This is a genomic window from Bradyrhizobium sp. Ses1, assembly GCF_059512365.1.
This window is the reverse complement of record NZ_JCAMOQ010000024.1, coordinates 74,806-97,797: the sequence shown is the minus strand read 5'-3', so window position 1 is coordinate 97,797 and position 22,992 is coordinate 74,806. Positions and strand designations below refer to the sequence as shown.

The 22,992-nt window shown below is 63.9% G+C and carries 23 protein-coding genes; 12 read left to right on the top strand and 11 right to left on the bottom strand.

The window, feature by feature from the left end:
• The first annotated feature begins 14 nt into the window (after positions 1-14).
• The 5 genes from AC5ZG5_RS25560 (at position 15) to AC5ZG5_RS25540 (ending at position 3,626) form a co-directional block, all read left to right on the top strand.
• Positions 15-317 carry a DUF1330 domain-containing protein gene (locus AC5ZG5_RS25560; protein WP_456644543.1) on the top strand — a complete coding sequence of 101 codons (303 nt, stop codon included), beginning with the start codon at positions 15-17 and terminating at the stop codon, positions 315-317.
• A gap of 98 nt (positions 318-415) precedes the next feature.
• A complete protein-coding gene (locus AC5ZG5_RS25555; RefSeq protein ID WP_456644542.1) occupies positions 416-1,429 on the top strand; it encodes a M23 family metallopeptidase in 1,014 nt (337 codons plus the stop codon).
• A gap of 163 nt (positions 1,430-1,592) precedes the next feature.
• Complete coding sequence (gene dapB, locus AC5ZG5_RS25550; protein WP_456644541.1) at positions 1,593-2,408, top strand: 4-hydroxy-tetrahydrodipicolinate reductase; 816 nt, start codon at positions 1,593-1,595, stop codon at positions 2,406-2,408.
• Between the two features lie 67 nt (positions 2,409-2,475).
• Positions 2,476-3,099 (top strand): 2,3-bisphosphoglycerate-dependent phosphoglycerate mutase, encoded by a 624-nt coding sequence (locus AC5ZG5_RS25545; RefSeq protein ID WP_028164812.1) that lies wholly within the window; start codon positions 2,476-2,478, stop codon positions 3,097-3,099.
• Positions 3,096-3,626 (top strand): GNAT family N-acetyltransferase, encoded by a 531-nt coding sequence (locus tag AC5ZG5_RS25540; RefSeq protein WP_456644540.1) that lies wholly within the window; start codon positions 3,096-3,098, stop codon positions 3,624-3,626. The genes AC5ZG5_RS25545 and AC5ZG5_RS25540 overlap by 4 nt, the downstream gene beginning before the upstream one ends.
• A 48-nt stretch (positions 3,627-3,674) precedes the next feature.
• Here the strand turns inward: AC5ZG5_RS25540 and AC5ZG5_RS25535 are convergent, their stop codons facing one another.
• Both AC5ZG5_RS25535 and AC5ZG5_RS25530 read right to left on the bottom strand, forming a co-directional pair.
• On the bottom strand, positions 3,675-4,571 hold the full coding sequence (locus tag AC5ZG5_RS25535) for a methylated-DNA--[protein]-cysteine S-methyltransferase (RefSeq protein ID WP_456644539.1): 897 nt from the start codon (positions 4,569-4,571) through the stop codon (positions 3,675-3,677).
• Positions 4,572-4,625: 54 nt separating this feature from the next.
• The gene (locus tag AC5ZG5_RS25530) at positions 4,626-5,144 is read right to left on the bottom strand and encodes a DUF2244 domain-containing protein (protein ID WP_456644538.1); all 519 of its coding nucleotides are present in this window, start codon (positions 5,142-5,144) and stop codon (positions 4,626-4,628) included.
• Positions 5,145-5,167: 23 nt separating this feature from the next.
• Here AC5ZG5_RS25530 and nth point away from each other — a divergent pair, with 23 nt between their 5' ends.
• From nth to AC5ZG5_RS25515, 3 genes are all read left to right on the top strand, one after another.
• On the top strand, positions 5,168-5,932 hold the full coding sequence (nth, locus tag AC5ZG5_RS25525) for an endonuclease III (protein WP_028164816.1): 765 nt from the start codon (positions 5,168-5,170) through the stop codon (positions 5,930-5,932).
• A 71-nt stretch (positions 5,933-6,003) separates the two neighbouring features.
• On the top strand, positions 6,004-7,167 hold the full coding sequence (locus AC5ZG5_RS25520; RefSeq protein WP_456644537.1) for an HlyD family secretion protein: 1,164 nt from the start codon (positions 6,004-6,006) through the stop codon (positions 7,165-7,167).
• Positions 7,154-8,782 (top strand): MFS transporter, encoded by a 1,629-nt coding sequence (locus tag AC5ZG5_RS25515; RefSeq protein WP_456644536.1) that lies wholly within the window; start codon positions 7,154-7,156, stop codon positions 8,780-8,782. The genes AC5ZG5_RS25520 and AC5ZG5_RS25515 overlap by 14 nt, the downstream gene beginning before the upstream one ends.
• 10 nt (positions 8,783-8,792) lie before the next feature.
• Here the strand turns inward: AC5ZG5_RS25515 and AC5ZG5_RS25510 are convergent, their stop codons facing one another.
• Together AC5ZG5_RS25510 and nikR are read right to left on the bottom strand one after the other, a co-directional pair.
• Positions 8,793-9,542 (bottom strand): sulfate transporter family protein, encoded by a 750-nt coding sequence (locus tag AC5ZG5_RS25510; protein ID WP_456644535.1) that lies wholly within the window; start codon positions 9,540-9,542, stop codon positions 8,793-8,795.
• 76 nt (positions 9,543-9,618) lie between these two features.
• Complete coding sequence (nikR, locus tag AC5ZG5_RS25505; RefSeq protein WP_028164820.1) at positions 9,619-10,059, bottom strand: nickel-responsive transcriptional regulator NikR; 441 nt, start codon at positions 10,057-10,059, stop codon at positions 9,619-9,621.
• 444 nt (positions 10,060-10,503) lie between these two features.
• Between nikR and AC5ZG5_RS25500 the strand changes: the two genes are divergently transcribed.
• Entirely contained in the window at positions 10,504-12,408 is a 1,905-nt protein-coding gene (locus AC5ZG5_RS25500; protein ID WP_456644562.1) for a TonB-dependent receptor, read from the top strand.
• Between the two features lies 1 nt (position 12,409).
• Here the strand turns inward: AC5ZG5_RS25500 and AC5ZG5_RS25495 are convergent, their stop codons facing one another.
• Positions 12,410-13,297: a YiiX/YebB-like N1pC/P60 family cysteine hydrolase gene (locus tag AC5ZG5_RS25495; protein WP_456644534.1), complete on the bottom strand. Its 888-nt coding sequence runs from the start codon at positions 13,295-13,297 to the stop codon at positions 12,410-12,412.
• A 191-nt stretch (positions 13,298-13,488) separates the two neighbouring features.
• Here AC5ZG5_RS25495 and AC5ZG5_RS25490 point away from each other — a divergent pair, with 191 nt between their 5' ends.
• From AC5ZG5_RS25490 to AC5ZG5_RS25480, 3 genes are all read left to right on the top strand, one after another.
• Positions 13,489-14,913, top strand: a complete 1,425-nt coding sequence (locus tag AC5ZG5_RS25490) for a flavin monoamine oxidase family protein (protein WP_456644533.1) — start codon at positions 13,489-13,491, stop codon at positions 14,911-14,913.
• A complete protein-coding gene (locus AC5ZG5_RS25485) occupies positions 14,913-15,581 on the top strand; it encodes a Dph6-related ATP pyrophosphatase (protein ID WP_456644532.1) in 669 nt (222 codons plus the stop codon). Before AC5ZG5_RS25490 ends, AC5ZG5_RS25485 begins: the two co-directional genes overlap by 1 nt.
• A 754-nt stretch (positions 15,582-16,335) precedes the next feature.
• On the top strand, positions 16,336-16,719 hold the full coding sequence (locus AC5ZG5_RS25480) for an SHOCT domain-containing protein (protein ID WP_028164823.1): 384 nt from the start codon (positions 16,336-16,338) through the stop codon (positions 16,717-16,719).
• A 97-nt stretch (positions 16,720-16,816) separates the two neighbouring features.
• On the opposite strand, the gene AC5ZG5_RS25475 is transcribed toward AC5ZG5_RS25480, so the two are convergent.
• The 6 genes from AC5ZG5_RS25475 to rplT all read right to left on the bottom strand — a co-directional run bounded on the left by AC5ZG5_RS25475 (position 16,817) and on the right by rplT (position 22,963).
• The gene (locus AC5ZG5_RS25475) at positions 16,817-17,758 is read right to left on the bottom strand and encodes an MBL fold metallo-hydrolase (RefSeq protein WP_456644531.1); all 942 of its coding nucleotides are present in this window, start codon (positions 17,756-17,758) and stop codon (positions 16,817-16,819) included.
• A 45-nt stretch (positions 17,759-17,803) separates the two neighbouring features.
• Positions 17,804-18,580 carry a sulfite exporter TauE/SafE family protein gene (locus AC5ZG5_RS25470; RefSeq protein ID WP_456644530.1) on the bottom strand — a complete coding sequence of 259 codons (777 nt, stop codon included), beginning with the start codon at positions 18,578-18,580 and terminating at the stop codon, positions 17,804-17,806.
• Positions 18,577-20,985: a phenylalanine--tRNA ligase subunit beta gene (pheT, locus tag AC5ZG5_RS25465; RefSeq protein WP_456644529.1), complete on the bottom strand. Its 2,409-nt coding sequence runs from the start codon at positions 20,983-20,985 to the stop codon at positions 18,577-18,579. The genes AC5ZG5_RS25470 and pheT overlap by 4 nt, the downstream gene beginning before the upstream one ends.
• Entirely contained in the window at positions 20,982-21,392 is a 411-nt protein-coding gene (locus AC5ZG5_RS25460) for an ASCH domain-containing protein (protein ID WP_456644561.1), read from the bottom strand. Before AC5ZG5_RS25460 ends, pheT begins: the two co-directional genes overlap by 4 nt.
• Positions 21,393-21,394: 2 nt before the next feature.
• Positions 21,395-22,477: a phenylalanine--tRNA ligase subunit alpha gene (gene pheS, locus AC5ZG5_RS25455; RefSeq protein WP_208823308.1), complete on the bottom strand. Its 1,083-nt coding sequence runs from the start codon at positions 22,475-22,477 to the stop codon at positions 21,395-21,397.
• Positions 22,478-22,603: 126 nt separating this feature from the next.
• Positions 22,604-22,963: a 50S ribosomal protein L20 gene (gene rplT, locus AC5ZG5_RS25450; RefSeq protein ID WP_027581334.1), complete on the bottom strand. Its 360-nt coding sequence runs from the start codon at positions 22,961-22,963 to the stop codon at positions 22,604-22,606.
• Between the last annotated feature and the right edge of the window lie 29 nt (positions 22,964-22,992).

The following is a 22,992-nucleotide window of genomic DNA, read 5'->3' as shown; positions in this document are numbered from 1 at the left end:
AAGGAGAAAAAGGGATGGCCAAGGGATATTGGATCGGACGCGTCGACGTTCACAACGAGGAAGGCTACAAGCCATACATCGCGGCCAACGCGGCCATCTTTCAGAAATTCGGTGGCAAGTTTGTCGTGCGCGGCGGCAAGTTCACCACAGTCGAAGGCCAGAGCCGTTCCCGCAACGTCGTGATCGAGTTTCCCGACTACGAAACGGCGCTGACTTGCTATCGCTCGCCGGAATACCAGGCCAACATCAAGGTCCGCCAGCCGCATTCGATCGCCGATCTCATCATCATCGAAGGCTACGACGCGCCGCAGTCCTGAGCCGGCCTTCTTCGCAAGAAGGTGACGAGCCACGCGTTGTCCGAATAACAGTCGACAGGAAATGATCCTGCGCTGGATAGCTGATAGGCTTCGGCCAGATGATTGCGACGCCGTCCACCATATCCACGAGCTTCATACGGTCCGTCGCAGCGATCGCGACCGCAGCCGGCTTTGCCGGCTCCGCGCGCGCGGAGAACATCGAGCTTGGAATGCCCGTCGGCTGCGAGATTGGCCGGACCTGCTACATACAGAACTATGTTGACGACGACCCTTCGCAATCGAGCCGCGATTATAAATGCGGCACGCTCACCTACGACGCACACAACGGGACGGACTTCCGCATACCCTCGCTCGCGGCGCAAAGATCCGGCGTGGACGTGCTCGCTTCCGCAAGCGGCCGCGTTCTTCGCATGCGCGACGGCGTGCCCGACGCCACCGGCAAGCCAGCTCGCGAGGCCGTGCGCGATGTCGAATGCGGCAACGGCCTCCTCGTCGAACATCCTGGCGGTTGGGAAACCCAATACTGCCATATGGCCAATGGCAGCCTGGCGGTGAAGCCCGGCGACGACATCGCCCGCGGGCAGCGGCTCGGCCGCATCGGTCTGTCGGGTCTGACCGAATATCCTCATCTGCATTTCATTGTGAGGTACAAAGGAGCCGTCGTCGATCCCTTCGCTTATGGTGCCGTTCCCGGCTCATGCGGCAGCGGTGAATCGCTCTGGCAGCCCGCGCTCCGCGCCAGGCTTGCCTATCAGGAACGAGCGGTCCTGAACGCCGGCTTCATGAATGGTCCGCCGACCATGGAACTCATCGAGGAAGCAAGTGCGGAGGGGCAATCCGTATCCGCCGATTCCCCCGCGCTTGTTGCCTTCGTTCGTGCCATCGGGCTGAAAGCGGGAGACACCCAGGGGCTGGTGATCAAGGACCCGCAGGGACAAGTTCTCGCCGAAAATCGAGCCGCACCGCTTCAGAGCAACAAGGCGCAGTACATGTTGTTTGCGGGAAAGAAGCGCCCGCCGAACGGCTGGGGCCGCGGCACCTACAAGGCAACCTATACTGTCGAACGCGACGGCCAGGTCGTCTTGGAAAAGCAGTTGGAACTAGCACTATAGCCATGCGGGATGGCGTCCTGAGCGATCCCGCCGGCGGGGCCAGGTTGGACTATCGTTCTGCCCGCCTCGTTTCCAGCTTTTGCTTGCCTATGGGAACGTCTCGCAAGAGACTCGGTTGCCGGAATGGCCTGCGCCCGCTATAGGGCGTGGTGAGGGATAAGCCATGGCCGATATGCGCTTGATCGTTGCAGGGGCCGGCGGCCGGATGGGCCGCGCCTTGACGCGCGCCATCTCGGAGACCCCGGGCGCGGTTCTGACCGGTGCGCTGGAAGCGCCCGGCTCCGACCTTCTCGGGGAGGACGCCGGCGTGCTCGCGGGCCTGCCGGCCAACGGCGTCAAGTTATCGGCTGATATTTGGTCGCTCTCGGCCAATGCCGACGGCATCCTGGATTTCACCGTGCCGGCGGCAACGATCGCCAATGTCGCGATCGCGGTCCAGCGTGGACTCGTCCATGTCATCGGCACCACCGGGCTGTCAGCGTCCGACGACGCGGTGATCCGAAGCGTCACCAACCGCGCCGTGGTGGTGAAATCAGGCAATATGAGCCTCGGCGTCAACATCCTGGCGGCCGTCGTCAAGCAGGTCGCGAAATCGCTCGACAACGCCTTCGACATCGAGATCGTCGAGATGCACCACAAGGCCAAGGTTGACGCGCCCTCCGGCACCGCTCTCCTGCTCGGCGAAGCCGCCGCCGCCGGCCGCGGTGTTGCGCTCGAGAAGCACTCGGTGCGCGGCCGCGACGGCCACACCGGGGCGCGCCGCACCGGCGATATCGGCTTTGCGTCGCTGCGCGGCGGCACGGTGCCCGGCGACCACAGCGTGATCTTCGCCGGACCGCATGAGCGCATCACGCTATCGCACCTTGCCGAGGACCGCATGATCTTTGCGCATGGCGCGATCAAGGCGGCGCTATGGGCACATGGCAAGGAGCCCGGGCTATACTCCATGATGGATGTGCTGGGGCTGTCCGACGTCTAACGCATGATCCGGAAAAGCGGGACCGGTTTTCCGATATGATAATGCTCAAACAAGAACGGAATTTGGAATGAGCGATCGTCTTCTCGTGCTGGTGCGCCATGGCCAGAGTGAATGGAATCTGAAGAATCTCTTCACCGGTTGGAAGGACCCCGGTCTTACCGAGCAGGGCATCGCTGAAGCAAAAGAGGCCGGGCGCAAGTTGAAGGCGCAGGGACTGTCGTTCGATATCGCCTTTACGTCGGTGTTGAAGCGCGCGCAGCATACGCTGGATCTGGCACTCGCCGAAATCGGCCAGACCGGATTGAAGACGCTCAAGGACCTCGCGCTCAATGAACGCGATTACGGCGATCTCTCCGGTCTCAACAAGGACGACGCTCGCAAGAAGTGGGGCGAAGAGCAGGTCCTGATCTGGCGCCGCTCCTACGACGTCTCGCCGCCCGGCGGCGAAAGCCTGAAGGATACGCTGGCGCGCGCGCTGCCCTATTACGTGCAGGAAATCCTGCCCTGCGTGCTGCGCGGCGAGCGCACGCTGGTCGCCGCCCACGGCAATTCGCTACGCGCGCTGATCATGGTGCTGGAAAAACTGTCGCCCGAGCAGATCGTGAAGCGCGAGCTGGCGACCGGCGCACCAATCATCTACCGCCTCAACGCCGACTCCACCGTCGCCTCCAAACTCGACCTGGCGGCGTGAGCGGCAGCGTCGAGATATCCGTTCTCGACGCGCCCGTACCGGACGCAGCCCTCGAGCAACTCGCATCGGTCCTCGTCGATTGTGTCGAGGGTGGCGCCAGTGTCAGCTTCATGGCGCCGTTCTCGCAAGCCGACGGGCTTGCGTACTTTCGTAAGGTCGCGGACGCGGTCGCGTCAGGCGCGACTGTCCTGCTTGCAGCAAAGCTCGATGGCAAGATCGTCGGCACGGTCCAGTTGGGTCTCGACACGCCGCCCAACCAGCCGCACCGCGCCGATCTGAAAAAGATGCTGGTACACCGTTCCGTCCGTGGGCGCGGCATCGGCGCAGCTCTAATGGCGCAGATCGAAGTCGAAGCCATCAGGCGCGGCCGCTGGCTGCTCGTGCTCGACACCGTGCCGGGCGAGAACGGCTATCGCCTCTACAAGCGCGCCGGCTGGACCGAGAGCGGGATTATCCCGAACTACGCGCTGTTTCCTGACGGCGCGCTCTGCGACACGGCGGTGTTCTGGAAGCGGTTGGATCGCTGATCGTGCGATGGGTTTCGCTGCGTTCTGCCTATCCTGCGAGCTGCTCCACTACTGCAATCCCAACTGCCCGGCTTCCCAGCCGAGCATCGCCTGCTTGCGGGTGATGCCCCAATGATAGCCGGTCAGCGCGCCGCTTTTGCCGAGCGCGCGATGGCAGGGCACCACGAACGACACGGGGTTGCGGCCGACTGCGGCGCCGACGGCGCGCGAGGCCTTCGGGCTGTTGATCTTGCAGGCGATGTCGGAGTACGACACTGCGCGCCCCATCGGGATCCTCAGCAACGTCTCCCACACCCGCACCTCGAAATCGGTGCCGATCAGGACCACGCGCAGCGGCTGGTCTGGCCGCCATAGTTTCGTGTCGAAGACACGCTGTGCAATCGGAGCGGTGCCTTCGGCGTCCTCCACATAGGTCGCGTTCGGCCAGCGCCGGCGCAGGTCGGCAAATGCGGTTGCTTCGTCGCCGGGATCGGCGAAGGCGAGACCGGCCAGACCGCGGCTGGTGGCGATCACGATCGCGGTTCCGAATGGCGAGGGGTGGAAGCCGTAGTTCAGCGTCATGCCGGCGCCGCCAATCTTCCATTCGCCCGGCGACATCGCTTCATGGGTGACGAAGAGATCGTGCAACCGGCCGGGGCCTGACAGTCCTGAATCGAGCGCGGCATCGAGCACACTGGCGGAATCGCGGAGCAGGTTCTTGGCATGATCGAGGGTGAGCGCCTGCATGAACGCCTTTGGCGTGAGCCCGGCCCAGCGGCGGAACAGGTGATGCAACTCGTCCGGCGTCACACCGGCGGCGTCCGCCACCGCCTCGATGGTCGGCTGCGCGCGCCAACGCTCGGAGATGAAGGCGATCGCGCGCCGTACCGAATCGTAGTCGCGCTGCGCGGCACTCTGGAGGCCCGACTTGGCCAAACGCTGGTCGTGGATGGCGAGTGTCATCATGGGTGCTGATTTAGGGCGCATGCGGCGGTTCAGCCACCCGTTTTCCGACAACCCTCAATGGATCGGATTGTAGATCGGCCCGCGCCTGGCGGCGTTCAGCGCGGCAACTAAGGCTTTGGCAAAGCTAGCTTTTTCGTCTGGACCCAGGAAGCTGCCGATGTCGACCCGGCGTCCCCTGGAAACCAGATAGAGCCGCTCGATGCCGAACTCGGCGTCGACCTGCTGCTCGAACTGCACCCAGAGCGGATTGAGCACCCATTCCGCGATATGGCCGTGATGGTTGACCCGGCGCACCCGCAATTCCGATGGCGTCACTGTGATTTCCTCGCAGGCCTGGGCGGTCCGGAAATTGACGCGGAAGGCCCAGTAGATGACGAGCACGTCGAGGCCGAAGAAGCCGAACACCGGCCAGGCGCCCATCCACCAGAATACGGCGCCGGCCGCAAAACTGACCGTGCTGACGATGCTCATCAGCACGATGAAGCCGGTACGATTGAGCGAGCGGTGCGGCGTCAGCAGCGCCGAGAACAGCTCTGGTTCAAGCGTGGGGTCAAAGTCGTTGCTAGCAGTCATGGCGTACCAGTATATGGCCGATCATGGCCAAAATCATCCGCGCTCAACGCGCCAGGAAACCCACCGTTCGATCGTCGCCGAAAAAATCGGCAAAGAAGCCGGTGGCGAGGCCACCCGCTCGCGCGGCAAAGAAATCCCTTAAAGCCCAGAAGCCCTGGACTCCGGCCGAAGTGCGCGAAGCGTTCGAACGGTTCCGCAAGGCCAACCCGGAGCCGAAGGGGGAGCTTGAGCATCTCAATCCGTATACGCTGCTGGTTGCCGTCGTGCTGTCGGCGCAGGCGACCGATGCCGGCGTCAACAAGGCGACGCGGGCGCTGTTTGCCGTCGCCGACACGCCGCAGAAAATGCTCGCGCTCGGTGAGGAGAAGCTGCGCGACTATATCAGGACCATCGGTCTCTATCGCACCAAGGCCAAGAACGTCATCGCGCTATCCGAGAAGCTGATCTCGGATTTTGGTGGCCAGGTGCCGCGCACCCGCGCCGAGATCGAGTCGCTGCCCGGCGCTGGCCGCAAGACCGCCAATGTTGTGCTCAACATGGCCTATGGCGAACATACGCTGGCGGTCGATACCCATGTGTTCCGCGTCGCCAACCGCACCGGGCTTGCGCCGGGCAAGACGCCGCTCGAAGTCGAGCTCGGACTGGAGAAAGTGATTCCCGCCGAGTTCATGCTGCATGCACATCACTGGCTTATCCTGCACGGCCGCTACACCTGTCTCGCGCGGAAACCGCGCTGCGAGGTATGCCTGATCAACGATCTTTGCCGGTGGCCGGAAAAGACGGTCTGAGCGATGATGGCGGCCCTCGGCCGGTCGCTGTCTCGGTAGTTGCGTGAGAAGGATGACCTGGGGAATGTACCTTGAGTGAGCAAAACCAAATCACCCCGGCACCCCTGAACAGGATTGCGCCGACACCGGCTCCGGCGCCTACGGCTCCGCCGCCGAAGCCATCCGCCGCGCCGTCGAGCACGTTGGCGCGGCTGGCCATTCCCGTATTCGCCGTGCTTGCCGCCTTCGCCTTCATTGCGCTCGCCACGCTGCGCTGGGACGAATGGGTCGGCGCAGCCACGATCCAGACCACCAACGACGCCTATGTCCGCGCTGAGCTGACGCGCTTGAGCAGCCGTGTCTCCGGCGAGGTGTTGACGGTGGCGGTGAAAGATTTCCAGCACGTCAAGGCTGGAGACCTCCTGGTGCAGATCGATCCCGCGGATTACGAGGCTCAGGTTGCGCAGGCCGAAGCCGGCGTCGCCGCCGCGCAAGCCGCGCTCGACAATCTGAACAATCAGGTCGAACTGCAATACGCGACGATCGCGCAGGCCGAGGCCGCGCAAGTGTCCGCGGCGGCGCTGGAGGTCGAGGCGCGCCAGGAGCAGGAGCGCCAGCAATCGCTGTCGCAAACCGACGCAGGCACGCGGCAGAGGCTCGAACAGGCGACCGCCGCCTATGCAAAGGCGCAGGCCGATGTGCGCGCGAGCCGCGCCGTGGTTGCCGCGCAGCGCCATCAGCTCGAGGTGTTGCAGGGCACCAAGAAGCAGCGCGCCGCCGATCTCGATGCTGCCAAGGCGCAGCTCGCCGCTGCGAAGCTCAAGCTCGGCTACACCAAAATCGTGGCGCCGTTCGACGGCGTCGTCGGGGAGCGGCAGGTGCAGCCGGGCGACTACGTCAATATCGGCACCAACCTGATCAATGTCGTGCCGCTGCCAAATGTCTATGTGATCGCCAACTACAAGGAAACCCAGCTCACACGGGTGCGGCCGGGCCAACCCGTCGAGATCACTGTCGACAGTTTCCCGCGTGAGAGATTGCGCGGTCGCGTCGAGCGCATTGCGCCGGCCAGCGGTTCGCAATTCGCGCTATTGCCGCCGGATAACGCCACCGGCAATTTCACCAAGGTCGTGCAGCGCATCCCGGTCCGTATCCGGTTCGACGAAAATCAGCCGCTGCTCTCGCGCCTGTTGCCTGGCATGTCGGTGATCACCAGCATCAACACTGCCGATGCGGGGACGAATGGCGGCAAATGACGACGCCGGCCGTGGACCGGTCTCGCAGGGCGGCATCGCGCGGCAGCCGCTGTTTGCGGTGGCCGCGGTGCTGCTCGGCGCGTTCCTCGCCAATGTCGACAGCCGGCTGACCACGGTTGGCCTGCCGGACCTGCGCGGCGCGTTCTCGCTCGGTTTCGACGAGGGCGCCTGGATTTCGACCGCAGGAATCGGCTCGCAAATCTTCATCGCGCCGGCGGTCGCCTGGCTCGCCACCGTGTTCGGCTTGCGCCGCGTGTTGGGCATCCCGAGCCTCGCCTATGCCGGGGTGTCGCTGGTCATCCCGTTCGTCGACCATTACCCGACGCTGATCGGGCTCAGCATCGTGCATGGCCTGTTGCTCGGCACCTTCGTGCCGGCGACGCTGATGATCGTGTTCCGGAATCTACCGATCCGCTGGTGGATTCCGGCGATATCGATCTACGCGATCCGGGTTGGCTTTGCACTGGATACCTCGACCTCGCTGGTCGGCTTCTATGTCGATCATCTCGGCTGGCAGTGGGTGTACTGGCAGGGCGTCGTCATCGCGCCGCTGATGGCCTTGATGGTCTATCTCGGCACGCCCAGCGAACCCGTCAACAAGGATCTGCTTCGCGATGCGGATTGGGGTGGCATGCTCCTGCTCGGCAGCTCGGTGTCGATGATCTATGCCGGTCTCGATCAGGGCAATCGGCTCGACTGGCTCGAATCCGGCACGGTGATGGCACTGCTGCTTGGCGGCGCGGCGCTGTTCGTCGTCTTCGTGATCAATGAGACAATGGTGCGGCAGCCTTGGGCGCATGTGAACGTGCTGTTCTCGCGCAACGTCGGGCTCTCGCTGGTCGTCATCCTGCTCTACACCCTCACCAGTCTGTCCAATTCATCGCTGGTGCCGAACTTCCTCGGCACGATCGCGCTGATGCGGCCGGAGCAGAGCGGCGTTTTGCTCTTGACCTACGGTGCGCTGCCGATGTTCGTGCTGGTGCCGATCTCGATCTATCTGCTCAGGCATTTCGATCCGCGCACGGTGGTTGTTCTGGGATTTTCGGCCTTCGCGGCCGCCAATCTCTGGGGCACGCAATTGACCCACGATTGGGCGCGGGGGGATTTTGCCGGCATCGTTCTCCTGCAGTCGATCGGGCAGTCGCTGACGCTATTGCCGATCATCATCATGGCGCTGGCCAATTCCGACCCGAGCCGCGCCACGGCGTTCGCCGCCTATATCCAGATCATGCGGCTTGGGGGCGCCGAGATCGGCGTGGCGCTGATGGGCACCTGGCTGCGCGTCCGCGAGCAGATCCACTCCAACTATATCGGGCAACACGTCGCCAATGGCGATGTCAATGTCGTGCGCATGCTCAAGCAGCTCGCCGACGAATTCGCGGCACACGGCGTCGGCCTCGCCCAGGCGCGGGCGGTGGGGACGCTGGCGGCGCTGGTGCAGCGCGAGGCCAACGTGCTCGCTTATATCGACGGTTTCTGGCTGTGCTTCTGGCTGGCGATGACTGCGCTGTTCTTCGTCGCCCTGATTACCCGCGCGCCGCCGGGTCCGTTTACGCCTGAGCCGTTCGGCTTTGCCAAGATGGTGATGCGCAAGTGCGGAATGTCGGTGGCCTGATCGTCGACTGCTAGCGCACTGACATTCCCTGCCGCCGCGGCTCGAGCAATTCCGGCCTCGGGCCTGACAGGCGCTTGTGCATGTGGACCATGAAGGCCATGCCGAACAGCGGCGTCGCCAGGTTGACGATCGGAATCGACACGAAGGCGGCAATGATCAGGCCGGCGGTGAATATGGTTGCCGCATTGTCGCGGCGCATCGCCTTGGCCTCAGCCGGCGGCCGGAACCGCATCGCCGCAAGCTCGAAATATTCGCGGCCCAAGAGCCAGGCGGTGGCGAAGAAGAAAATCAGGAAGCCGGCGCCGGCGAACAGCACGAAGGGCAGCGCGATCAGGTAGACCAGTATCGTCAGCAGCGCGGTCTTGATGCCCTCGGTCATGGCGAGGTTGAACGGCAGCGCGACGCCGGGCTGTTCGGCCGGATAATGTTCGCGCTCGACATGGTCGGCAACCTCGTCGACGAACAGGCTCGCCACCAGCGAGGTGATCGCAGGCATCAGGAAGATGCCGCCGAGCACCACGCCGAGGCCGGCGGCGATCGATACGATCCAGGAAAGCACGTGGAGCGTGGAGTGGAAGTTGGGGCCGAGCAGGCCTTCGGCCCAGACCTCGCCATAGTCGGCAAACCAGCTCAACAGCCGCTGCAATCCGATTGCGAGCACCGTCACCAATACCAGCGCCACGCCGACCGAGCGCCACAGGATCGAGCGCATCGGCGGCGACAGGATTTGCGTGAGCGCCTTGACGGCGGCATCTAACATCGTGGGTCTATCTCCAAAAAGCCCCTGCGACAGTTAGATATGACCGACGGCTTCGGCAAGAGCCGGACCGCCGCCTTCAATCGTGCCGGTGCCCATGCTTGCGCGGCTTCTTGTCCGGTGCGGTCGGGATCATCACGACCCGGCCATAGCGCACGCCGCGTTCGGCGATGACGTGGTCGGCGAGATGGCGGACGTCGCCGGCGGCGCCTTTCAGCGCGGTCACTTCCATGCAGCTATCGTCGTCGAGATGGACGTGCAGCGTCGCCAGCGAGAGGTCGTGGTGACCATGGAAGTTCTGCACCAGCCGCTTTGAAAGGTCGCGTGCGGCGTGGTCGTAGACATACACCAGCGCGGCCACGCACTGCCCTGACGGCGCCGCGTCCTCCGCGCTCTGCTGCAATCCCGCGCGGGCGAGATCGCGGATGATCTCCGAGCGGTTCTGGTAGCCGCGCGTTTTTGCCGCGGCGTCGATCTCGTCGAGCAGATCGTCCTCGATGGTGATGGTGATCCGTTGCATCAGGTATTTCCGATTGGCGCCGCGGGTGCGTCAGTATGATATTCTTGTTGTAACGTCATACTGAGCTTTGGTAGCCTCGCCGGGCTGGGTTGAAGTCGAACTGGTTGCCTGTCGGATTGTAGCAGGTTGCCATGCGGGGCATGGGCATTGCGTAAACTTGTCGGGTGGGTTTTTCCCGCCGCCTCCCTTGTTGTTCTCACGTCGCCGGCGCAGGCACAAACGGCTGCCGGCCAGCCCGGCAATCAACTTCCTGCGGTCACGGTGACGTCGCCGCAGACGACGCCACCAAAGCGGATCAAGCGGGCCGAACAGTCGCACCGTCCGCGCAGCGGGCGAAACCCTCACACAGTCCAATCGGCTCAGCCCGCATCGGCGGCAGGCAGCATCGCCCTCGGTTCGGGACAAGTGGGTGCGGCTAATCTGCTGCCGACCGCCGCGAGCGAGATGCGCATCAGCGGCGAGGAGGTGAATGCGTTGCCGGTGTCGCGCGTCGGCGAGGTCCTGGAAGTGGTGCCCGGCTTGATTGTCACCCAGCATTCCGGCGAGGGCAAAGCCAACCAGTATTTCCTGCGCGGCTTCAATCTCGACCACGGCACCGATCTTGCGATCAAGGTCGACGGCATGCCCGTCAACATGCCGACCCATGGCCACGGCCAGGGCTATGCCGACGTCAATTTCCTGATCCCGGAACTGATCAGCACCGTCAACGTCCGCAAGGGCCCGTACTATGCGGACACTGGAGACTTCTCCTCCGCCGGCAGCGTCGGCATCGATTATGTCAACCGGCTGCCCAAGAGCATCGCCCAGGTGACCTTCGGCAGTTTCGGCTATCAGCGCGCGCTGGCGGCGGGCTCCACGGCGGTCGGCGAGGGCACGCTGCTCGGCGCGATCGTGGCCAACAAATATGACGGTCCGTGGGACGTGCCGGACGATGTGCGCAAGGCGAGCGGCGTGCTGCGCTACAGCCAGGGCACTGCGACCGATGGGTTTACGCTGTCGGCGATGGCCTATTCCAACGGCTGGACGTCGACCGACCAGGTGGCGCAGCGCGCGATCGACCAGGGCCTGATCGGCCGTTTCGGCTCGCTCGATCCGACCGACGGCGGCACCTCGAGCCGCTTCAGCCTGTCCGGCAATTGGGCGCAGTCGGGTAACTACGGCCAGACTATCGCGAATGCCTATGTGATCCGTTCGTCGCTGCGACTGTTCAACAACTTCACCTATTTCCTCGACGATCCTATCAATGGCGATCAGTTCAGCCAGCTCGATCGCCGCACCGTCTATGGCTTCAATGCCTCCCATGCCTTCGATGCGCGCGTCGCCAGCATCGAGACCCAGACCCGTGTCGGCCTGCAGACCCGCGGCGACGATATCGAGGTCGGCCTGTTCAAGACCTACCAGCGCGAGGCGCTTTCGACGGTGCGCCAGGACCGTGTGCAGGAAGGCAATGTCGGCCTGTGGGCAGACACCACCGCGCGCTGGACCGACTGGCTGCGCACCACGGTCGGCATCCGCGAGGATTTCTTTGCGGGTCATGTCTTCAGCGACACGCCGCAAAATTCGGGCAATGCGCAGGCCGCTGTGACCAGCCCGAAGGCCGGCATCGTGCTGGGCCCGTGGTACAAGACCGAATTCTACGGCAATGCCGGTTATGGCCTGCATTCGAACGACATCCGCGGCGCGACGATCACTGTCGATCCCACCGACAAGGTGACGCCGCTCGACCGCGTGCCGCTGCTGGTCCGCTCCAAGGGCGCCGAGGTCGGTATCCGTACCAAGGCGATCGAAGGCCTGACCAGCTCGCTCGCGGTGTTCGTGCTCGACTTCGATTCCGAACTCCTGTTCGTCGGCGATGCCGGCACCACCGAGCCGAGCCGTCCGAGCCGGCGCATCGGCATCGAGTGGACCAATCAGTACAGGCCGTTGCCGTGCATGCGCATCGACGTCGATCTCGCCTATACCCGTGCGCGCTTCACCGATTTCGATCCTGTCGGCAACTTCATTCCGGGCGCGCCGGCCTGGATCGCCAGCGGCGCCGTGACGTTCGGTCGCGAGACCGGCTGGTTTGGCGCCCTGACCGCGCGCTATTTCGGGCCGCGCCCGCTGATCGAGGATGACAGCGTGCGCTCGCAATCCTCGCTGATCTTCAACGCCCGGGCCGGCTATCAGTTCGACAATGGCATGCGGCTGCAGCTCGACGTGCTCAATCTCTTCAATGCCAACACCAACCAGATCGAATACTATTATCTGTCGCGCCTGCCGGGCGAACCGATCGAGGGCGTCGCCGATCGCCACATCCACCCGGCCGAACCGCTCGCGGTCCGCCTGACGCTGGCGGCGCGCTTCTAGTCTAGGCCGCGAGCTCCGGCGTCTTCACTTCCGTATCCTCAGGCGCAGCCGGAATCGGCGTTTCCTGGTCAGGCGTTTCAGGAACAAGCGGCGGCGACTTTTCGTGAAACACACTGAATTCGCCCGCCACCTCCTCGAGCGGCTTCTGCTTGTCGGCCCAGTGCAGGGAGGTGTAGTCGAAGCCGTGCACGATGGTGGGTTTGACGACTTCGAAATAGGGCGAGATATCGAAGTCGCGCGGCATGTAGAGCGAGGAATCGCGGATGTGCAGGATCTCGCGCCGCGCCTTGCGGCTCGAGGTGCGCGTAATCTTGGGCAGGATCGGGTAGCGCACGGCATCGAAGGCCTGCGCGATCAGCGCCGAGCAGATGATCTTGGTGGGATCGCCGGAGCCGAAGGCGATCATCCGCCGCCGCCAGCGCTGCGGCACCGGCAGCGGGAACAGATAGCGCGCAAGGTCGACGATGTTCTTGGTGTCATAGCCGAAGCCGATCCGGTTGATGGCGTAGCGGCACACCGTCTCGCGGTCCTCGTAGGAGAGGCCGACCGGGCGGCAGAGGCGGGTATGATAGGGGAAATATTTCGACAGCGGCGCAGCCGTCACGCCCTCGCCGATATTGGCCTCGATCAGCACATGCGGCTCGCCGTCAGGCTCGCAGGCGCCGTCGACCGGACCGACATAGAGCGCGGCGTGCGACCAAGTCGATTGCGTGAGGTATTTGATGATGCCGGAAATGCGGTTGTTGCCTTCGACCAGCAGGACATCGCCAGGCTGGATCACGCCGCGCAGATGCTCCGGATCGCTCGGCGTGAACGGCTCGTAGCCCGGGATCTCCTTCTGCAGGTAGCCCGCGATCACCTGGCCGATCGTGTCGAGCATGACGCCCATAAATGCTTCCCCCTGCGCGGCTTGCCCTTCCGCTTTTTGGTTCCTTATCATGGTCGCGAGCGGTTGCAATTTAGTTCATCGACGCAGCCGATCAATCATGATTGATTCACCATGATGGTTGCTGCGCCGCATGAGATGCGGCAAGGTTCGCGGGCTGTTCCCATTTGCTTCAAGCCTGCGGAAACCATGATATGACAATCACCCGCCGCAACTTCCTGTCGGCGTCCGCGGGCATTGCTGTTACTTCGCTCTCTGCCGGCCGCGCTGGAGCCGCGCCGCCGGCGCGCGATGCTGACATCGTGGTCATTGGCGCGGGCGCCGCCGGCATTGCTGCGGCGCGGCGCGTATTGGCGGCGGGCCGCAAGGTGATCGTGCTGGAAGCCTCAAGCCAGATCGGCGGCCGCTGCCAGACCGACAGCTCGACCTTCGAAGTTCCGTTCGATCGCGGCGCGCGCTGGGTGCACAATCCGGAGAGCAATCCGATGCTCCGCCTCGCACGGACCGCGGGGCTCGAGCTGCTGCCCGCGCCGTCGGGCGAGAAGATCCGCATCGGCCGCCGCAATGCGCGTCCCGGCGAGACCGAGGAATTCCTGGCCGCACTGGTGCGCGCCAATCGCGCGATCGACGATGCCGCGCGCCGAAGCGACGTATCCTGCGCCTCGGTCTTGCCGAAGGAGCTTGGCGATTGGGGCGGCACGGCGGAGTTCGTGCTCGGCGCCAGTTTCAGCGGCAAGGACCTCAAGGAGATCTCGGTCGTCGATAAGGCGCGGGCGCAGGATCGCGACAATGCGGTCGCCTGTCGGCAGGGGCTCGGCACGCTGATCGCGAAGCTCGGCGCGCAGTTGCCGGTGGCATTGTCGACGCCCGCCACCCGCATGTCCTACAGCAACCGCGACGTCGAGGTGAACACGCCGTCGGGCAAGATCCTCGCGCGCGCCGCCATCATCACGGTGTCGACGAATGTGCTTGCGGCCGGCAAGCTCAAGTTCGATTCCGAACTTCCGAGGCGCGTGGTCGATGCGGTCGCTAAGCTCAGCCTCGGCAGCTACGACCGCATCGCGCTGCAGATGTCAGGCAATCCGCTTGGGCTTGCGCGCGATGATATCGTGATCGAACAGAGCAATTCGACGCGCACTGCGCTGCTCTACGCCAATGTCGGCGGTTCATCCTTGTGCACGGTCGACGTCGCGGGCTCGTTCGGCCGCGAGCTGTCGGCAGAGGGTGAGCAGGCGATGATCGCATTCGCGACGGAATGGCTGAAGAAGCTGTTCGGCGGCGATGCGGTGGCCGGCATCAAGAAGTCGAGCGCCACGCGCTGGAACGCTTCGCCCTACATACTTGGCGCGATGTCGGTGGCCGCGCCCGGCGGGCAGGCCGCACGGAGAGCACTGATCGATCCGGTCGGCTGCATGTATTTCGCTGGCGAGGCCACGCATGACACCTTGTGGGGCACGGTCGACGGCGCCTGGGAAAGCGGCGAGCGGGCCGCGGAAGCGGCACTGCGCCGGATCGGCGCGTTGCCCGCAGCGCCGTCGGCGGCAGCACCGTCGCCACAGAAGCAGCGCAGGCGCGCACCGCCGGCGCAATCGGCTCAGCCGCGAGGGCTGTTCGACTGATGCCGCGGCCGAAGGCGCTGATCTCCTGGTCCAGCGGCAAGGACAGCGCGTTCGCATTGCATGAAGTGATGCAGACGGGTGAGTTCGAGGTCGTTGGCGCGCTGACGACCGTCACCGAGACCTTGGAGCGCGTCGCGATCCACGGCGTGCGGCAGCAGATCTTGCGCGCGCAATGCGAGGCGGCGGGACTGCCGCAGCGAATCGTGCCGATCCCACACCCTTGTCCCAACGACGTCTATGAGGCGCGCATGGGTGAAGCGGTCGCGCAGGCCGTCGCTGAGGGCATCACCCACATGATCTTCGGCGATCTCTTCCTCGCCGATATCCGCGCCTACCGCGAGCAGAAGCTGGTTGGCACCGGCATCACGCCGATCTTCCCGCTGTGGGAGCGGCCGACGCCGGCACTGGCGCAAGTCATGATCGCAAGCGGGTTGGAAGCCTATCTTGCGACCGTTGACCTGAAGCGGCTGCCTGCCGAATTCGCCGGCCGCCGTTTCGATGCGCAGCTTCTCGCCGATCTCCCCGATGGTGTCGATCCATGCGGCGAGAATGGCGAGTTTCATACGTGTGTGGTGGCCGGCCCGATGTTCTCGCACCGGATCGCAGTCAGCGCCGGCGAACGGGTGGAGCGCGATGGTTATGCGTATTGCGATCTGGTGATTGCGTAGCAACGCGGGGTGGGCAAAGGCGTGCGGTCCCGTGCCCACGGTTCAACCCGCGCTCGCTGTTGGACCCTCATCCTGAGGAGATAGAGCCGCGTACGCATCGCGTCCACCGCATCTCACCGCAACGTTCGTAACGATCGCGACCCGCCCCTCATTCGGGTGAGACGCGCGGAGTTAAATCACTGATTTGCCCAGCCTCGTCGGGTTGATTTGTCGTACCCGCTGCACCCACATCGTCATTGCGCGCCGACCCGGTGGCTCGCAATGACGGCGGGTGATCCGGAAAAGTGGAGACCGGTTTTCCCTCGCGACAAACGCGAAGCGTTTGCGCGGAGATCATGCACTAGAGCTCGATGTCATTTGGTTGAATCGGCTTGGCCGCAAGTTCACCTCTCCCGAAGGGAGAGGTCGCGCCGGAGGCGCGGGTGAGGGGTTACGGTCCCTCGATAGAGCAGATCCCCTCACCCGGCGCTACGCGCCGACCTCTCCCTATGGGAGAGGTGAGAAGAGGCAGCGCCCGTGGGAACACAATTCGACCTTATCTCATCACGCTCTAGTCGGAAGGCGTGTACCCGAGCGGCTTCGGTTCTTGAGGGCAAAGCAGCCATAGGTTGAAGACATCGGGGGTGTCGCCTGATTGATCTTCGATCCGACGTGCATTGATCTAGATCAAACGCTGGCGGCGGGATCGCGCTTTAAGGAACAATATCGGGTCGGCTGGAACTGTTGCCGCAGTGGCAGGCAGAGGAGGATCGCAATGTTCTTCTTTCAGGAGGGCTTCACCTATCGAAATTTCCTGCTGGACGTCCTCACCATATTCTTCTTCATCGTGTGGTTCTGGCTGCTCATTACCGTCGCTTCCGATCTATTCCGACGCCACGACATTTCCGGCTGGGTCAAGGCGCTATGGGTGATAGGATGGATCATATTTCCATTCATTTTCATGCTTGCATACCTGATCTTTCAGGGAAGAGGCATGGCGGAGCGCAACTTGCAACAAGCTCGGCAGGCGCGCGACGAACTCAGGAGCGCGATTGGTTTCAGCGCCGCAGATGAAATCGAAAAGCTCGGTCGGCTGAAACAGGCAGGGTCGATCAGCGACGCCGAATTTACGCGGCTGCGCGCTCGGCTCGTGCAGTAGTGCTGCTCGGCTCTTCGTCGCGCCGATATCCTTGCTGTGCTGCACACAACCCCTGTAGCATGGTCGGCGATCACCGTGATCGCCGTTGACATGCGACTCACACCGGCAGCTTCAACTCCATCAGGTCCTTTGCTACCACGATGCGGCCGGAAAAATTCTTCTTCACGTCTTCGGTCCAATTCTCGTCAGTGACCAGCGGATCGTCTCCGGGGACGAAATGGCTCATCACCAGCACCTTGACTCCTGCGGCCGCCGCCACGCGGCCGACATCCTCGGTCGTGGTGTGACTCTCGAGAAGATGCTTCTTCAGCGTTGCGCCGTTCTTCGTTTTGGCGACCAGCCGATCGACGGCAGGCAGATACATGCATTCATGCACCAGCACGTCGGCTCCCTCAGCGAATTCAGCGAGCTTCGGATTGTAGGCAGTATCGCTAGAGAACACGATGGTGCCATCGGGCGTCTCTAACTTGTAGGCAAAATTGTCAACGATGGGTGGGTGCGGCGTGCGGAAGGCCGTGACCGTCACCTCGGATGTCTTCAACACCACACCGTCGTCGATGTCCTTCGCGATCAGCAATTTGCGCGGATCGGGCCGGCCTTCGTCCTCGATCCGGGTCTCGACATCGAATTTGTTCAGCTCCCAGAACGCCTTGGTCATCGCCTCGATCCCCTTCGGGCCAAACGAATGGATCGGCGTGGATAGGCCGGCGGCCCAGGCATTGTAGAAGAGGTTGCCGTATTCGAGATTGTGATCGGAATGATGGTGGGTGATGAAAATGTATTTGATGGAAGGGATTGGCACGCCCGCATTCACGAGCTGACGGCTTACGCCCATGCCGCAATCGATGACAAACGGCGTGTCGTTGACCACAACGAGGTTGGCAGGATTTGAAGCGCCAATGCCGACGCGCGGGCCGCCTTTGGTGCCGAGAAACACGACGCGCGTTCGAGGCTTTGCGGCCTGTGCCAGCGCGGCCGGTGCGGCAAGTGCGGCGGCGCCGCCGAGCGCCAGTTTGAGCGCATTCCGGCGATCGATCATGGATTCCTCCCTTGGCTTTTTTCCGCCCGCGTTCAACACCCGAATCTATCGTCCCCGCAGCACGCCGTCGAGGATGGGCAGGCCGGCGATGACAGCGGCGGCGATCAGGGCATAGCAGATGGCGCGGAAGACACGTTCGCTGGCCTTGCCGAACAGGGAGGCGCCGAACCAGACGCCGATGGCGTAGACCGGCCCGACCACGAGCGAGAACTTGACGGAATCGACGGTGATCAGGCCGGTGAACAAATAGCTCACGAGGGAAAAGAAATCCGAGGCGCCGAAGAACAGCACGATGTTGGCGCGCGCCACCGTGAAACTGATCGGGCGCCCGAGCCAGTAGCCGACGATCGGCGGACCGCCCGTTTGCGCGAGCCCGCTGCAGAAGCCGGAGAGGCCGCCGATGCCGATTGAAAGCGCCGCGTGGTCCTTGCCGCGGTAGCGCCAGCCCGACAAGAGCAGCACCATCAGCGCAGCGACGAAGCCGGAAATGATCCAGCGCGTGGTCACGGGATCGAGCACGCTGAGAAAATAGGTGCCGATCGGCACGCCGACGAGCGCACCGAGCACCATGATCGCGGTGGCCTTGCGATCGGCGTGCTTCCACGCGTTCGGAACCAGCGGCATCGCTGCGACGAAGTCGATGATCAGCAGCAGCGCCGCGACTAGGCGGGGCGCGGCGATGCTGCTTGCCAGCGGCATGAAGATCAGCGCGGAGCCAAAACCGGAAAAGCCGCGCGCCGTTCCCGAGACAAAGGCGATGGCACAGATTGCCAGCGCAACGTTAAGGCCAACCTCCGAAGGGATGAGACCAAACGGGCTCATCCCCGGAGAGTGCCGCCGGTCTTCTTCGTGACGTCAGCGACGATCTTGGCCGCTACCGCATCGATCTCCTGGTCGGTCAGCGTCTTCTCGCGCGGCTGAATGGTGACCGCGATCGCGATCGACTTCTTGCCGTCCTCCATGCCCTTGCCTTCATAGACGTCGAACACGGTGACATCGGTGATCAGCTTCTTGTCCGCGGCCAGTGCGGCGCGAACGATATCCGCCGCCTTGACGCTGCGGTCGACGATGAAGGCAAAATCGCGCGACACCGGCTGGAACGCGGAGAGTTCGAGCGCGGGCTTGGCGCGGGTCGGCTTGCGCTTGGCCTCCGGGATACGGTCGAGGATCACCTCGAACGCGATCATCGGGCCATCGGCGCCGAGCGCCTCGAGCGCACGCGGGTGCAACTCGCCGAAATAGCCGAGCACATTCTGCGGGCCCATCTGGATCGTGCCGGAACGGCCGGGATGCAGCCAGGCGGGCCCGCCCGGCACAATCTGCAGCGCCTGCACTGGCGCGCCGGCCGCAGCCAGCACCGCGAACGCGTCGGCCTTGGCGTCGAATGCGTCAGCCGTTGCCGAACCGGACCAACTCCGCCCCACGCCTTCCAGCGAGGCGAAGCCGTGGCGCACGCCGGAAGCGGCAAGGAACTGGTCTTCCGGCCTGTCGCCCTTGAACACCTGGCCGACCTCGAACAGCGCGACGTCAGGATAGCCGCGGTTGATGTTCGCCTGCGCGGCTGCGACCAAGCCAGGCAAAAGGCTCGGCCGCATGTCCGAGAGATCAGAGGCAATCGGGTTGGCAAGCGCCAGTTCGGCCTGTCCGCCGCCGAACAATTCGGCTGCGGGCTTTGAGATGAACGACCAGGTCACCGCCTCGACCATGCCGCGCGCGGCCAGTGCGCGCTTGGCACGGCGGGTGCGGAGCTGGATAGAGGTGAGCACCGGCTTGCGGGGCTCCTCGCCGCGATCGAACGGCGTCATCGGCACCTTGTCGACGCCGACGATGCGGACGATCTCCTCGACGATGTCGGCCTTGCCATGCACATCGGTGCGCCAGGACGGCACCGCGATCTTCACCACAGGGCCGGTGCCCGCGACCATGAAGCCGAGATGGCTGAGAATGCGCTTCGTCTCGACCAGCGGGACTTCGATTCCGGCGAGGCGCTTGACCTCGGTCAGCGGGAAATCGATCACGCGGTCGTCGCCGTAGCGATTGCCGACGACGATGCTTTCCGACGGCGCGCCGCCGCACAATTCCATCACCATCTTGGTCGCAAGCTCGAGGCCCGGCACCATGAAGGCCGGGTCGACGCCGCGTTCGAAGCGATAGCGCGCATCCGAATTGATGCCGAGCTTGCGTCCGGTCTGGGCGATGTTGATCTCATTCCACAGCGCCGATTCAATCAGCACGTCGGTGGTGTTCTCGTCGCAGCCGGAAGCCTCGCCACCCATGATGCCGGCGAGCGATTCGACGCCGGCGTCGTCGGCGATCACGCACATCGAGGAATCCAGCGTATAGGTGCGGCCGTCGAGCGCGAGCAGGGTCTCGCCGTCGCGGGCGCGGCGCACCACCAGATTGCCCTGCACCTTCTTGGCGTCGAACACGTGCAGGGGACGCGCACGATCGTAGGTCATGAAGTTGGTGATATCGACCAGCGCATTGATCGGCCGCAGCCCGATCGAAGCCAGGCGCTTCTGCAGCCATTCCGGCGACGGGCCGTTCTTCACGCCGCGCACCAGCCGCAGCGCGAAGCCCGGGCAGAGCGAGGCGTCTTCCACCGTCACCGTCACGGGCGAAGGGAATTCGCCATTGATCGGCTTGATGGCGGGGTCGATCAATTTGCCCATGTCGGCGGCGGAAAGATCGCGCGCGATTCCGTGCACGCCGGTGCAATCCTGCCGGTTCGGCGTCAGGTTGATCTCGATGACGGGATCGCCGAGGCCGGCCCATTCGGCATAGACTTGGCCGACGGGCGCATCAGCGGGCAATTCGATGATGCCGTCATGATCGTCGGAAATCTCAAGCTCGGCCGCCGAGCACAGCATGCCGCGGCTCTCGACGCCGCGGATCGTACCGACGCCGAGCGTGATGTTCTTGCCGGGAATGAAGGTGCCCGGGGCAGAGAACACGCTGATCAGGCCGGCGCGCGCATTCGGCGCGCCGCAGACCACCTGCACCGGCGCAGCGCCGTTGCCGGTGTCGACCATGCAGACCCGGAGACGATCGGCATTCGGATGCTGCTCGGCCGAGATCACCCGCGCAATGGTGAACGGCGCCAGCACCTTCGCCTTGTCCTCGATGCTCTCGACCTCGAGCCCGATCATGGTGAGCTTGTCGGCGAGCTTTTCCAGGGGCTCGTCGGTGTCGAGATGTTCCTTCAGCCAGGAGAGGGTGAACTTCATGATGCCAACCTGTGATCGCGAAAAACCTCAACCAGACGAAAACGCTCGCACATCAGCATTATGTCTTCGCTGAATTTGCTCTGCCGACCGAAATAGCGGCGGTGCGCGTCCCGCCAATATTGCAGGCTGCGGTCACCTTCACCTTCTTCGTAGGCAAACGCGGCGTCGACCTCGCCAAAACGGCGATAGGTCACTTCGGTTGTTTCGATGACGCAAGCCGGTTCGCCGCGGCCGTCGAGCACGATCCAGCGTTCGCCCGATGTCGAGGTGTTCGGCTCGTCCTCGGTGCTGCAGGTCGCGGTCTTGATGCCTTTGATGACGAGTTCGAGCAATTCGTCGGCAAGCCCGGGGCCGTCGCCGAAGGCGAACGCGCGCAGGTTCCGATATTGCTCGGGCACAGCACTCAGATTCACGTACTCAACCCTCCGGCCAGCGTCGGAAGATCCAGCGGCTTGAAGCCGTAGTGGCTGAGCCAGCGGACGTCGCTGTCGAACAGTTGGCGCAGATCGCTCATGCCGTATTTCAGCATCGCGATGCGGTCGATGCCCATGCCCCAGGCGAATCCCTGGTAGACGTCGGGATCGAGGCCGCAGGCGCGCAGCACGTTCGGGTGCACCATGCCGCAGCCCAAAATCTCCAGCCAGTCCTCGCCCTCGCCGAAGCGGATTTCGCCCTTGTCGCGGCGGCACTGGATGTCGACTTCCAGCGACGGCTCGGTGAACGGGAAGAACGACGGCCGGAAGCGCATGTTGATGTGGTCGACCTCGAAGAACGCCTTGCAGAACTCATGCAGGATCCATTTGAGGTGGCCGAGATGTGACTCCTTGTCGATCACGAGCCCCTCGACCTGATGGAATTGCGGCGTATGGGTCGCGTCCGAATCGATGCGATAGGTGCGGCCGGGGCAGATCACGCGGATCGGCGGCTTCTGTGTCAGCATCGTGCGCACCTGCACCGGCGAGGTGTGGGTCCGCAGCAGCATGCGCGAGCCGTCCTCCTTCGGATTGAAGAAGAAGGTGTCGTGCATCTCGCGCGCGGGATGGCCGATCGGGAAGTTCAGCTTGGTGAAGTTGTAGTCGTCGGTCTCGATGTCGGGCCCTTCGGCGACCGAAAATCCCATGTCGGCGAAGATCGCCGTCAGCTCGTCCCAGACCTGGCTGAGCGGATGGATGCGGCCCGCTTCCGCCGGCGCCTCGCGCAGCGGCAGTGTGACGTCGATGGTCTCAGATGCAAGCCGGGCATCGAGCGCGGCGGCCTTCAGCACTTCGCGGCGCTCGGCGAGCGCTTGGGCAACCTTGTCCTTGGCCAGGTTGATCGCCGCGCCTTGTGTCTTGCGCTCCTCCGGCGACATCTTGCCGAGGGTGGCAAGCAGCGCCGAGATCGAGCCTTTCTTGCCGAGCGCGGCGACGCGCACGGTTTCCAGCGCCGCTTCGTCGCCAGCGTTGGAAACGTCAGCGAGGATCTGGGATTCGAGTTGAGCAAGATCGGTCATAGCAATCCCTCTTGGCCAGGATGCTAAGCCGTCGCTCCTAGCCGGTCATACCGAGCTGAAGCGCGAAAGATGCCCCTCGCGCTCTTACCCGGCCATGACGACTTCAAGAAACTTCGAAGAGCCGGATCAGGCCGCCAGCGCGGCCTTGGCCTTCTCGGCGATCGCCTGGAACGCGGCCGGCTCGTGGATCGCGAGATCCGACAGCACCTTGCGGTCGACGACGACGCCCGACTTGGAGAGACCGTCGATAAAGCGGCTGTAGGTCATGCCGAACGGGCGGACGGCGGCGTTGAGGCGCTGGATCCAGAGCGCGCGGAAGGTGCGCTTCTTGCGCTTACGATCGCGGAACGCATATTGGCCGGCCTTCTCGACCGCCTGCTTGGCGACGCGGATGGTGTTCTTGCGGCGGCCGTAATAGCCCTTGGCGGCCTTGTAGACTTTCTTGTGCTTGGCGTGGGCGGTCACACCGCGTTTGACGCGAGACATGACTTAAATCCTTGGATTTCTGAAGTGGT